This window comes from Mesorhizobium sp. M2A.F.Ca.ET.037.01.1.1, from assembly GCF_003998075.1.
Taxonomy (GTDB): domain Bacteria; phylum Pseudomonadota; class Alphaproteobacteria; order Rhizobiales; family Rhizobiaceae; genus Mesorhizobium.
This window is the reverse complement of record NZ_RZSA01000107.1, coordinates 1-10,727: the sequence shown is the minus strand read 5'-3', so window position 1 is coordinate 10,727 and position 10,727 is coordinate 1. Positions and strand designations below refer to the sequence as shown.

The following is a 10,727-nucleotide window of genomic DNA, read 5'->3' as shown; positions in this document are numbered from 1 at the left end:
AACTTGAAGAAGACCGGGCGGCGGCCGTCCGGGGCGCCTATTTGAACGGCGAAAGCTATGCCGAGCTGGCGGAGCGCTTCAAGGTTCCGCTGAACACGATGCGGACCTGGCTGCGGCGAAGCCTGCTCAAACTGAGGGAATGCCTGGAAAGATGACACTGGCGGAAGACAACGGACCGGAACGCGGAGGCGACGACCTGCTCGCCGCCGAATACGTTCTCGGCGTTCTGCCAGCCGACGAACGGCAGATCGCGTCCCGCCGCATCGACACCGAGACGGCGTTCGCCCGCCTGGTCGATGCCTGGGAGGTCCATTTCGCGCCGATGGCCGCCGCCTATGCCGCGGTCGAGCCGCCGGCGTCGGTCAAGGTGGCGATCGACCGGCGCCTCTTCGCGTCGACGGCTTCCACATCCGGCGCGCCCATTGGCAGCCTGTGGACAAGCCTTGCCTTCTGGCGCGGCCTCGCCGTCGCGGCCATTGCCGCCCTCGCTGTCTATGCCGCCCTGCCTTACGTCAATCCGCCGGTTCAGCCGCCCGGAACCAGGCTGGTCGCGTCGCTGGCCGCCGACAACAGCAACGTCAAATACCTCGCCGTCTATGACGCCGCCCGCCATGAGGTCGGCCTGTCGCTGGTCTCCGGCGATCACGCCGCCGGCAAGGACTTCGAGCTGTGGATGATCGAAGGCAAGAACGCGCCGGTCTCGATGGGCGTTATCCCCACCGGCCAGACCGCGCGCATGGCCGTTACCCCGGCTGTCCAGCAGAAGCTGGCGCAGGGCGCCGTGCTCGCCGTCAGCCTCGAGCCTTCGGGCGGTTCGCCGACCGGCCAGCCGACCGGCCCTGTCGTCGCCGCGGGTGACCTGAAGGGCATCTGATCCCCGCTTCGGCATAATCACGCCTATAAAGACCAATCGCAGTTTATCCTATTTCTGCCGAAGGCAGGGAAAGTCTGCCGACGTCATGAGCGGCGCGGATCAAATAAACCGCATGAAGAAAAAATCTTGCGACGGGCGTGAAACTAGATTTTCGGCGCACCCGTATCTCCTCACGTTCCCAAGAATGGGAAAAACAACCCGAGGAGACTGACACAATGCGTAAACTCGCCACCCTTTTGCTCGCCTCTACGCTCGGCCTTTCCGCGCTCGGCGCCGCTGCCTATGCCAATCCGATGGTCGGCGGCGCGCCGATGTACGCCAAGAAGAACATCATCGAGAACGCCGTCAATTCGAAGGACCACACCACGCTGGTCGCCGCCGTCAAGGCTGCCGGCCTGGTCGACACGCTGCAGGGCGCCGGTCCGTTCACCGTCTTCGCGCCGACCAACGAAGCCTTCGCGGCGCTGCCCGCCGGCACGGTCGACACGCTGCTCAAGCCCGAGAACAAGGACAAGTTGACCAAGGTGCTGACCTGCCATGTCGTCGCCGCCAAGGCCTTGGCCGCCGACGTGGCCAAGATGGCGAAGGCCGATGGCGGCGCCCACCAGGTCAAGACCGTCGGCGGCTGCGAGCTGACGCTGAAAGCCGAGAAGGGCAAGGTCACCGTCACCGACGAGAACGGCAATGTCGCCCACGTCACCATCGCCGATGTCCGCCAGTCGAACGGCGTCATCCACGTCATCGACAAGGTTCTCTTGCCGAAGATGTAACGAAGCGGGCCTGGCCGGCGAAGACATGGCTGAGCGCCGGCCGCGACATCCAAGATCCGCGCCGCCGGCAAGGGTGTGCTCCGCGCCGTCCCGCAAGGGCGGCGCGGAACTGCATCACCAAGACGAACGGATGGGGCGTCACCGGCTTTTGATTTCCGGGCCGGGCTCTATCTTGGCAAAATGCGTCAGGAGGAACGGCCATGAACCGTCGCGATTTTCTCTGGAGCGGGGCGGCCGCCACCGCTCTCATCGTCGGATCCGCAGCGATGCTGCGCGCCGGCGGACCGAAACCCGATCTCGCCGCCGAAACGTTCGAGGTCACCAAGACCGACGCCGAATGGCACGCCATTCTTTCGGACGAGGCTTTCGACGTGCTGCGCAAGCAGGGCACGGAATATCCCGGCACCAGTCCGCTGCTCAACGAGCATCGCAAGGGTATCTTCGCCTGCGCCGGCTGTGACCTGCCGGTCTATTCGTCGGAGACGAAATTCGATTCCGGCACCGGCTGGCCGAGCTTCTGGCAGGAGATCGCCAACTCCATCGGCAAGACCGTGGACAATTCACTCGGCATGACGCGCACCGAGGTGCATTGCCGCCGCTGCGGCGGTCATCTCGGCCATGTCTTCGACGATGGCCCGGCGCCCACAGGCCTGCGCCATTGCATCAACGGCGTGGCGCTGAGCTTCAAGCCGGCCGCGGCTTGAGCGGTCCCCCGGCGCCAACACAGCTCAATCGCATAGGGTAGCGCCGCCCCCTCATCCGGCCGCTTCGCGGCCACCTTCTCCCCCAGGGGAGAAGAGATTGGCGCCGGCGCCGACAGTCTCCTCTCCCCTCGGGGGTCCGAAGGACGGGCGAGATCCGTGGCTCGCCCCGGAATGGTCAGCCGAGTGAAGCGGAGGCTGGGTGAGGGGGAGCGCCCTATGCGATTTCTCCAAAAAGAATGACCCCGGAAATCGTCGCCGATTTCCGGGGTCACATGTTGAGGAGACCAGGCGGGGGTTCCGGCTCCTCAATGGCCTCCGCCGCCACCGCCGCCCTGCTGGGCCGGCTTGTTGATGAACAGCACGAAGAATCCAAGCGAGGCGAACAGCACGGTCAGCATCATGAACACGTCCATGAAGGACAAGAGCGCCGCCTGCTGGTGCACCATGCCCGACAGTTTCGACATCGCCGCGCTGCCCGCGTCGAGGCCCGCGGTCTGCTCGAAGTTCAGCGTCATGTTCTGCAGCTTGGTCTGTGCGGCCTGGCTGCCCCACTGCACATGCTCGGCAAGCCGCGCATAGTGGAAAGCGTTGCGGTCGATCAGCACCGTGTTGATCAGCGCGAGGCCCACGGCACCGCCGAGATTGCGGGTCAGGTTGAATAGGCCGGACGCATTCTTCAGCCGTTCCGGCGGCAAAGTGCCGAGCGCGATGTTGTTGATCGGCACCATGCACAGCATCATCGAGCAGCCGCGCAGGATCTGCGGGATCAAGAGTTCGTAGAAATCCCAGTCGGCGGTGAGATGCGTCATCCACCAGGTGCCGGTGGCGAAGCCGGCGAAGCCGATCATCATCATCAGCCTGAGATCGATCTTGTTCGACAGGATGCCGGCGACCGGCGCGGTGAAGAACATCGCCAGGCCGCTGACGAACAGCGCCTCGCCGATCATCATCGAATCGTAGCCGCGGATGCGTCCCAGGAACACCGGATAGAGGTAGGTGAGCCCGTAAAGGCCGATGCCGACGACGAAGGAGAACAGCGAACCGAAGGCGAAGTTGATGTTGCTGAAGGCCCTCAGGTCGACGATCGGCTCCTCGGCGGTGAAGACGCGCCAGAAGAAGATGACGCCGCCTATGGTCATGATGATGGCGCAGGCAAACACGGCCGGCTCCTGCAGCCAGTCATGGTTCGGGCCTTCCTCCAGCACATATTCCATGCAGCCGAGGAAGGCGGCCATGCCGGCCAGGCCCCACCAGTCGAACTTGGAGAACAGCTTCAGGTTGGGCTTGTCGAAATCGATCAGCGCCCAGGCGGCAGTCGCCACCAAAATGCCGGGCACGACATTGATCAGGAACAGCCAGTGCCAGGACATGGCATGGCTGATATAGCCGCCGACCGTCGGGCCGATCGTCGGCGCCAGCGTCGCCACCAGGCCGATCATCGGCGAGACGACGGCGCGCTTGGAAGGCGGGAAGATGGTGAAGGCGGCTGCGAACACGCTGGGGATCATGCCGCCGCCGATGAAACCCTGGATGGCGCGGTAGACGATCATCTGGTCGATATTGGTGGCCGTCGCTGCCAGCGCGCTGGCAGCGGTGAAGCCGGCGGCCGCGGCGGTAAACAGCACGCGCGTCGACAGCATGCGGCTGAGGAAGCCCGACAGCGGGATCATCACCACCTCGGCGATCAGATAGGCGGTCTGCACCCACGGGATCTCATCGGAGCTGGCGCTGAGCCCGGCCTGGATTTCCGACAGCGATGCCGAGACGATTTGGATGTCGAGGATCGCCATGAACATGCCGAACACCATCGCCAGGAAGGCGATGACGCGGCGCACCGGCATATGGTCCGCGGGCAGGGCCGGCGCGGCGGCTGCCGGACGTGCGGGCATTGATCCTGCGGTGATGGTTGCGGTTGCCATGTCATGGCCTCCTTAAGCAATTCTCGAAGACAAGCGCGTGGCGCTCCGGAATTGCGTCGAAACGGATAAAGCAGGCTGGGCGGCTCGGCGCTCGATTGGCCACCGAACCGCCCCCCAATCAGTTGGTCGTCGAGGCCGGCGCGGTACGGCTGTCGACGGCGACGACGACGCTGAGGCCGGCGCGCAGCTTGCCGGTCTTCAAGACGTCGGCCGGCACGTCGATGCGCACGGGCACGCGCTGCACCACTTTGGTGAAGTTGCCGGTGGCGTTTTCCGGCGGCAACAGCGAGAACACCGCGCCCGAAGCCGGCGCCAGCGAGGAGACCGTGCCTTCGAAGCTCTGGCCGTCGATCGCGTCGACGGTGATGCGGACCTTCTCGCCGGGCACCATGCGGCCGAGCTGCGTCTCCTTGAAGTTGCCGACGATGTAGAGCTTGTCCATCGGCACGACGACGGCAAGCTTCTGGCCGGGGCTGACGAGGTCGCCCTGCTCGACCGAGCGGTTGCCGACGACGCCGTCATAGGGCGCCTTCAGCACGGTGAAGGAGAGGTCGCGCTGGGCCTTGTCGCGGGTGAGCTGCAGCGAGGCGAGCGTCGAGGCCGATTCCGCGCGCTGGGCTTTCAGAACGCCGATATTGGCCTGCGCCGCGGCGATCTGCGCATCGGCGCCGACAAGCGCCGCCTTGGCCTGGTCGAGCGCGGTCTGGGCGTCGTCGAGCTGCGCCTGCGTGCCGACATGGGTCTTGAGCAGTTGCGCGGCGCGCACCTGGGCGCGGCCGGCATTGTCGGCGGCGGCCTGGTCGGCGACCTTCTGCGCCTCGGCCTGCGACAGCGAGGCCTGCGCGGCCTTGGTCTGCGCGTCGATGCGGTCGAGCGTCTTCGCCAGCGTGGCGATCTGCGCTTCGGCCTGGGCGACGGCTATTCTGTAGTCGCCATTGTCGATGACGAACAGCGGATCGCCGGCCTTGACCTGCTGGTTCTCGCTCACCAGCACCTTGTCGATATAACCGGAGATTTTCGGCGACACGAACGACATGTCGGCCTGGACATAGGCGTCGTCGGTGGAGATCATGAACCGGCCGTCGGTCCAGTAGTTATAGCCATAGTAGGAACCGGCGCCGAGCAGGGCGAGGCCGATGACCGGCAAAAGGAAAGAGCGCACCGAACGCTTCTTCTTGGCGGGTGCTTCACCCGCGGGCGCGGCAACCGGGGCGGCGGGCTGGACAGGGATTTCCGGAGCCTCGGTCGACGGTTGGACCTTGGCGTTGGGAAACGTGCGGACTTCGGCGGTGGCGGGCGCGTTGGAGGACATGGGTATCTCTCTGGATGTCAGTCATACTGAACCGTTCGGTTCGAATTGGTGATTGACATAGCGCGGAAAGAGGACCATATCAAGAGGAAATCGAACCGAGTGGTTCGAAATATTTTCAAGGAATGACTTCCATGGTCGACACGACAGCCGATAGCGATCTGCTCGACTTACGCAAGGGCCGGCCGGCAGCCGGGCAGGACCCAGTCAAGCGCGCCCAGATCATCGAAGGCGCCCGCCGCGTCTTCATAGACAAAGGCTTCGAGGCCGCCTCGATGAACGACATCACGCGCGAGGCCGGCGTCTCCAAGGGCACGATCTACGTCTATTTCGAAAACAAGGAAGAGCTGTTCGAGGCTCTCATCGAGGAAGAACGCGGCACCATCTTCAAGAACTTGTATGAGGTGCTCGATCATTTCGAGGACCTGCGCAAGACGCTGGTGAAGTTCGGCATGGCGCTTTCGATCAAGATCACTTCGGCCAAGGTCATCCAGGCCCAGCGCACCGTCGTCGGCGCCGCCGACCGGATTCCCGAGCTCGGCGCGCGTTTCTACGAGCGCGGCCCGAAGCGGGGCCATGACAAGGTCATGGCTTTCCTCAATGAAGCCATTGAACGCGGCCTGCTCAAGATCGACGATGTCGACGTTGCCGCCTATCAGTTCACCGAGCTTTGCCTCGCCGGCCTGTTTCGCCAGTGCATCTTTTCCTACCGCACCAAGGCGCCGACCCAGGCCGAGATCGAGCGTATCGTGAAATCCGGCGTCGACGTCTTCCTCAAGGCCTACGGCACGGAAAAATTCCTCGCCGAGGAAAAGGCGCTGCAATCGGCCTGACCACTCCGGGCATGTGAATCCCAAAGCGTGCGAAGCAAGGCTGGGAGGCCTCGCCGTGTCTTGTGACGCTCGTCGCGATCGTCCCCCCGACCCCTCTGAAAATATTGGTAGGCATCCCTCCGGCACGCGCATTCGGAAGGACCTGTTAACCATCGCTTCCTATGTCTCGGGGGACGTTCAATCGGCGAGTCTCGAGTATGACATCCATGCGCTTTCCCCGTGCCAATCTTTCCGGCGCTTCCGCTTATCAGGGCGACGACGATCACGGCGCGGACGGGCGCCGGAGCGGGGTTCCGCAGACGCAAACTGGGCAGGTGGTCGCGTTGCGCGTCGCGCCGGCGAGCGAATCGGACGATGGCGAGTTCAGCCGCCCGGCTTGGCAGGACTATTTTTTCCTTGCGCCCAATGTGCGGTTCACCCGCACACCGGACACCGATCTCGCCCGGCGAGCCGCCCCGCAGGAAGATGCCGCGCCGGCCAGGACACCGGCCCGCGAGCCCGTCCGGCCTGCACCGCCGGCTCCGCCGCCAGCCAATTCAGTTCGGACGATTCCTGCGGCTCGAGCCGCGGCGCCGGCGCAAGCGAAACCGGTCATCGCGCCTTCCGCCGCCACGCCCGTCGCTCCCGCTGCGCCGCTCCAGCCCACCGCCGCTCCGGCACAAAAGCCGCGCCCGAGCGGACTGCGCTGGTCCTATCTTTCCGATCACGCCTTCTTCGAATTCGGCATGCCCTTCCTCGCCGAGCGCCTGGCGCGGACGCGCCTGAATGAAGCGGGCCAGGCCTCCGCAGTGCCAGTGTCGCCGCCCGTCAGGCCGATGCCGGCGCCGGCGGCGCGACCGATGCCGCCTCGCGCCGCCTTCATGGGCGAGGCGACATCACTCTATCGGGTCATCGAGTGGCGCTCCAACGCGGCGGATATAAGCCCTGCTCCGGCGCCGACGCCGTCCCAAGTGGCCGCCCAGCCGATACCTGCCGAGGCCATCACGACTCCGGCACCGGCAAGCGCAAGGATGGCGAGGCAGGCACCCTCCTTGCCCATTGCCGGCGAGGTCGTGCCGTTGCCGGCTTCCGTCGGCTATGAGCTTCCCTCCGAGGAGCTCCTGCAGATGCCGCCGGAAGGCCAGGGCTTCTACATGTCGCAGGAGCGCATGGAGCAGAATGCCGATCTGCTCGAGAGCGTGCTGGAGGATTTCGGCGTCAAAGGCGAGATCATCCATGTCCGGCCGGGTCCGGTCGTCACACTCTATGAGTTCGAGCCGGCGCCGGGCGTGAAATCCAGCCGCGTCATCGGCCTTGCCGACGACATCGCCCGCTCGATGTCGGCGATCTCGGCGCGCGTCGCCGTGGTGCCGGGCCGCAATGTGATCGGCATCGAATTGCCCAATGAGACGCGCGAAACGGTCTATTTCCGCGAGCTGATGGATCGGCCGGTTTCCGCAACACCTCCTGCAAGCTGGCGCTCGGCCTCGGCAAGACGATCGGCGGCGAACCGGTCATCGCAGAGCTCGCCAAGATGCCGCATCTGTTGGTGGCGGGCACCACCGGTTCCGGCAAGTCGGTCGCCATCAACACCATGATCCTGTCGCTACTCTACCGAATGAAGCCGGAGGAATGCCGCCTCATCATGGTCGATCCCAAGATGCTGGAACTCTCCGTCTATGACGGCATCCCGCACCTTCTGACGCCGGTCGTCACCGATCCCAAGAAGGCGGTCACGGCGCTCAAATGGGCGGTGCGCGAGATGGAGGACCGCTACCGCAAGATGGCGCGCCTCGGCGTGCGCAACATCGACGGCTACAACCAGCGCGCGGCAAGCGCCCGCGACAAGGGCGAGGTCGTGACCATGCGGGTGCAGACAGGTTTCGAGAAGGGCACCGGCGAGCCGCTGTTCGAGGAACGCGTGATCGACCTCGCGCCGATGCCCTATATCGTCATCATCGTCGACGAGATGGCCGACCTGATGATGGTGGCCGGCAAGGAGATCGAAGGCGCCATCCAGCGACTGGCGCAGATGGCGCGCGCCGCGGGCATCCACCTGATCATGGCTACGCAGCGCCCCTCGGTCGACGTCATCACCGGCACGATCAAGGCCAATTTCCCCACCCGCATCTCCTTCCAGGTTACGTCCAAGATCGACAGCCGCACGATCCTGGGCGAGCAGGGCGCCGAACAGCTGCTCGGCCAGGGCGACATGCTGCACATGGCCGGCGGCGGACGCATTTCGCGCGTGCACGGTCCTTTCGTTTCCGATCTCGAGGTCGAGCATGTCGTGGCGCATCTGAAAGCGCAGGGGCGTCCTGAATATCTCGACACCGTCACCGCCGACGAAGAGGAGGCTGAAGAGGCGGCCGATGCCGGCCCGGTCTTCGACAAGAGCGCGATCGCCGAGGAGGATGGCGATGCGCTCTTTGAGGAAGCGGTCAAGGTGGTCAAGCGCGACAAGAAATGCTCGACCTCCTACATCCAGCGGCGCCTCGGCGTCGGCTACAACCGCGCCGCCTCGCTGGTCGAGCGCATGGAGAAGGAAGGTCTGGTCGGCGCCCCCAACCATGTCGGCAAGCGCGAGATCCTCACCGGCCGGCGCGATCGCGAGCCCGAACGCGAAGAGACGGAGTGATTCGCGGCTGATCGGCCTCAGGCGGACGGCGTCAGCCGCCGTTCGCCACCAGCACGATCGCGGCGCGCAACTCGTCGAGACCCGAGGCTTTTTCCGATGATGTCGCCAGGACCACGGGAAAAGCGGCCGGCCGCTTCTTGATCTTGGCCAGCGTCTCCTCGATCAGCCTCGGCACGCCGGCGGCCTTGATCTTGTCGGTCTTGGTCAGCACCACCTGGTAGGACACTGCCGCCTTGTCGAGCAGGGTCAGCACTTCCTCGTCCTTGGCCTTGATGCCGTGGCGCGCGTCGATCAGCACATAGACGCGCTTCAGCGTCACGCGGCCCTGCAGATATTCATAGATGAGCTTCGTCCACTCATCGACCTTGTCCTTCGGCGCGCTGGCATAGCCGTAGCCGGGCATGTCGACCAGCGCCATCGGCGGCAGGTCGGCGCCTTCGCCGGAGAACCCGTCCGGCACGAAATAGTTGAGCTCCTGCGTGCGCCCCGCCGTGTTCGAGGTGCGCGCCAGGCCCTTGTGTCCGACCAGCGCGTTGATCAGCGACGACTTGCCGACATTGGAGCGGCCGGCGAAGGCGATCTCCGGCGGGCCTTCCGGCGGCAGGAACTTCATCGATGGCACGCCGCGGATGAAGATCCAGCCGCGGGTGAACAGCTCCGGATCAACCGCCATCTTGTCGCTTTTCGTGTCGGGTGCGCTCAAGCCGCTGCCTCCAGTCTTGCAATGTCGACGCCGCGGATAGCGTTGAGATTGCGGCTGATCTTGTCGACCGGCCAGTCCCACCAGGCCGCCTTCAAAAGCCGCCGCACCGTGAATTCGTCGAAGCGCATCTTCACTGTCCTTGCCGGATTGCCGGCGACGATCGCATAAGGCGCCACGTCGTGTGTGACAACCGATTTCGCCGCAACGATGGCGCCATTGCCGATCCTGACGCCCGGCATGGTCACCGCATCCATGCCGATCCACACGTCATTTTCGACGTTCGTGTCGCCGCGGATCTCCTTCGACCAGGTCTCAGGATCGAACCCTTCCTCCCAGCCGTGGCCGAAGATGTTGAACGGATAGGTCGAGAAGCCGGACATGGCATGGTTGGCGCCGTTCATGATGAAGCGCGCGCCTTCCGCGATGGCGCAGAACTTGCCGATCACCAGCCGGTCACCGATGAAGTCATAGTGGTGCAGCACGCATTTCTGGGCGAATTTGTCGGGACCATCGGGATCGTCATAGTAGGTGAAGTCGCCGATCTCGATGTTGGGCGACGTCACCAGCCCCTTCAGGAAGCCGACGCGCGGATACGTCGCGATCGGATGCTTGATGTTGGGATTGGGTCCGGTCATCGCGGTCCCTCCGTGGCTAGAGCAATTCCAGGAAAAGTGTGAGCGGTTTTTCCGTCCGGAATTGCGTAAAAACAGAAAGACAATGCGTTCCGGCGCGGTCAACGTCCGATCAAACTAACGTGATCCGGCCCCGGCACAACTGTTCAATGATTGCCGCGGCAGATCACGATCGGGTTGGAAAGGGCGCTGTCGAATCCGCTGCCCTGATAGACCTGGACGTTCGACGCGCCGGGCGGCAGCGAGAAGCTGCCTTCGACGATTTTCTGGTCGCTGGTCATCGTGTGCAGTGCCCAGCTGAAGGTGCAGAATTGCGGCGGCGCCTTGGGTTGCACGTGGCTGCAGTTGAGCTGCGCGCCGCCCAGC

General features: G+C 64.6%; 10 protein-coding genes and 1 pseudogene. 6 read left to right on the top strand and 5 right to left on the bottom strand.

What is annotated here, in order from left to right; translation table 11 throughout:
* The 4 genes from EOA27_RS08190 to msrB all read left to right on the top strand — a co-directional run.
* Positions 1 to 155, top strand: a 155-nt coding sequence (locus EOA27_RS08190; RefSeq protein WP_281059401.1) for a sigma factor-like helix-turn-helix DNA-binding protein, incomplete at its 5' end; no start/stop codon positions are given.
* The gene (locus tag EOA27_RS08185) at positions 152 to 874 is read left to right on the top strand and encodes an anti-sigma factor (RefSeq protein ID WP_126080178.1); all 723 of its coding nucleotides are present in this window, start codon (positions 152 to 154) and stop codon (positions 872 to 874) included. The genes EOA27_RS08190 and EOA27_RS08185, both read left to right, overlap by 4 nt.
* Positions 875 to 1,089: 215 nt before the next feature.
* Complete coding sequence (locus tag EOA27_RS08180; protein ID WP_126080179.1) at positions 1,090 to 1,644, top strand: fasciclin domain-containing protein; 555 nt, start codon at positions 1,090 to 1,092, stop codon at positions 1,642 to 1,644.
* 200 nt (positions 1,645 to 1,844) lie between these two features.
* Entirely contained in the window at positions 1,845 to 2,348 is a 504-nt protein-coding gene (gene msrB / locus EOA27_RS08175) for a peptide-methionine (R)-S-oxide reductase MsrB (protein ID WP_126080180.1), read from the top strand.
* A 305-nt stretch (positions 2,349 to 2,653) separates the two neighbouring features.
* Here the strand turns inward: msrB and EOA27_RS08165 are convergent, their stop codons facing one another.
* Both EOA27_RS08165 and EOA27_RS08160 read right to left on the bottom strand, forming a co-directional pair.
* Entirely contained in the window at positions 2,654 to 4,237 is a 1,584-nt protein-coding gene (locus EOA27_RS08165) for a DHA2 family efflux MFS transporter permease subunit (protein WP_245467362.1), read from the bottom strand.
* 148 nt (positions 4,238 to 4,385) lie between these two features.
* Positions 4,386 to 5,579, bottom strand: a complete 1,194-nt coding sequence (locus EOA27_RS08160; protein WP_127255886.1) for an HlyD family secretion protein — start codon at positions 5,577 to 5,579, stop codon at positions 4,386 to 4,388.
* Between the two features lie 131 nt (positions 5,580 to 5,710).
* Here EOA27_RS08160 and EOA27_RS08155 point away from each other — a divergent pair, with 131 nt between their 5' ends.
* Both EOA27_RS08155 and EOA27_RS08150 read left to right on the top strand, forming a co-directional pair.
* Entirely contained in the window at positions 5,711 to 6,409 is a 699-nt protein-coding gene (locus EOA27_RS08155) for a TetR/AcrR family transcriptional regulator (protein ID WP_189343303.1), read from the top strand.
* A gap of 197 nt (positions 6,410 to 6,606) precedes the next feature.
* Positions 6,607 to 9,026: pseudogene (locus EOA27_RS08150) on the top strand (DNA translocase FtsK).
* A 31-nt stretch (positions 9,027 to 9,057) separates the two neighbouring features.
* On the opposite strand, the gene yihA reads toward EOA27_RS08150, so the two are convergent.
* From yihA to EOA27_RS08135, 3 genes are all read right to left on the bottom strand, one after another.
* Positions 9,058 to 9,699 carry a ribosome biogenesis GTP-binding protein YihA/YsxC gene (gene yihA / locus EOA27_RS08145; RefSeq protein WP_126083623.1) on the bottom strand — a complete coding sequence of 214 codons (642 nt, stop codon included), beginning with the start codon at positions 9,697 to 9,699 and terminating at the stop codon, positions 9,058 to 9,060.
* A gap of 26 nt (positions 9,700 to 9,725) precedes the next feature.
* Complete coding sequence (locus tag EOA27_RS08140) at positions 9,726 to 10,364, bottom strand: CatB-related O-acetyltransferase (protein ID WP_126080185.1); 639 nt, start codon at positions 10,362 to 10,364, stop codon at positions 9,726 to 9,728.
* 143 nt (positions 10,365 to 10,507) lie between these two features.
* A partial coding sequence (locus tag EOA27_RS08135) for a hypothetical protein (protein WP_127255884.1) occupies positions 10,508 to 10,727 on the bottom strand: 220 nt, incomplete at its 5' end.